We start from the raw sequence: 1241 nt of genomic DNA, 5'->3' as shown, positions 1-1241 counted from the left end.
ATATGGTAGCTGCAGCCTAATGGCACCTCGCAGGTCGACAGGCACTGGTATGGGGCATTGTCCGGCAGCGCTGTTTCTGGCCACAGCGATTTTTCTGGCCACAGCGTTTTTTCCAGGGACTGGGAATGAAAACGGATCAGGTCCCAGCAGCCCGGATTCAGCTGGTTCAGCAGTATGGGCACCAGCGGGGTGCTGGCCAGGTCCAGGTTGGTTTCGAAACTGACGTATGAACTGTCTTCCTGGGGGGTGATATGGATGGTGGCATAGCGGTCATCCCGAATGGCGTTCATGGAGTAACCAAAGGGTTCGAACAGCCAATCACTCAGGGCAAAGCCCGGTAACAGTTCATCCAGCCTAAGAAGGCGACGAATGCCTTCAATATCCTGGCCTTCACTGCGCAGGTAGTCGGCATGCTCGCCCCGGATATGGTACATCAGCAGCTCGCTGGTAAGATCATCAGGGGCTGGCCTGTAGGGTTTGTCCAGGTGAAATACAAAGTTATGGTGCCCGTCCAGGTGACCCAGGCGATAGGCGCAGCCGGGCATGCGCTGGCCAAGCAGGTCAATGTCCTCCCGAAAGGAGGTTTTCTGCAGGTGCGACTGGTACTCGTTCTTGCGCTGGAAGCTGGCAAAACGGATATGCTCCAGGGGCACATGGTCAAGGAAATAGAGGGCGGCATCCACCAGTCTGGTGGTGCCGCAGGTGAGCATCAGAAAGCGGTCATGCCAGACAAACAGGCTGGACTCCGACAACAGCCAGGCGTCACAGTGTTCGTTGCTGAGGCTGGCCAGAATATCGGCCTGTGCCCTGGCCACCATTTGTGCCCAGAAGTTTCTGCCCAGGGCCCTCAGGGAACCCCATTCCGGGCTGGTGATCATTTCTATTTTCTTTTCTGAACCTTCAAAAAACATCGTTGTTTATTCCCCCGATAAACTCCAGATAGGTATAGCCCCTGAGTCCTGATTCCAATTCCGCCAGTATCGCCCGTTGCTGCTCCAGTGGCAGGCTCTCCCGGACCAGTTGTCGGTAAGTGCGCAAAAAGTTTTCCGGCTGAAGATTGACATAACGCATCACATCTTCAACGGTATCGCCCGCCTGGTACTCGGTAACTTCCACCTCGCCCTGTTCGTTGATGCGCACCGACGCAATATCGGTATCACCAAACAGGTTATGCATATCCCCGAGAATTTCCTGGTAAGCGCCCACCATGAAAATACCCAGCAGGAACGGGTTGTCCGGTT

General features: G+C 55.2%; 1 protein-coding gene and 1 pseudogene. Both read right to left on the bottom strand.

What is annotated here, in order from left to right; genetic code table 11:
- The coding region (locus KDK13_RS15375; RefSeq protein ID WP_257285856.1) for an S-adenosylmethionine decarboxylase proenzyme at positions 1-911 on the bottom strand (911 nt) is incomplete at its 3' end.
- A pseudogene (locus tag KDK13_RS15370) lies at positions 901-1241 on the bottom strand (arginine decarboxylase); the annotation flags it as partial. The pseudogene KDK13_RS15370 and the gene KDK13_RS15375, both read right to left, overlap by 11 nt.

It is taken from the genome of Endozoicomonas sp. SESOKO1, assembly GCF_024606265.1.
Lineage (GTDB): Bacteria > Pseudomonadota > Gammaproteobacteria > Pseudomonadales > Endozoicomonadaceae > Endozoicomonas.
This window is presented reverse-complemented; position numbering and strand designations above follow the sequence as displayed.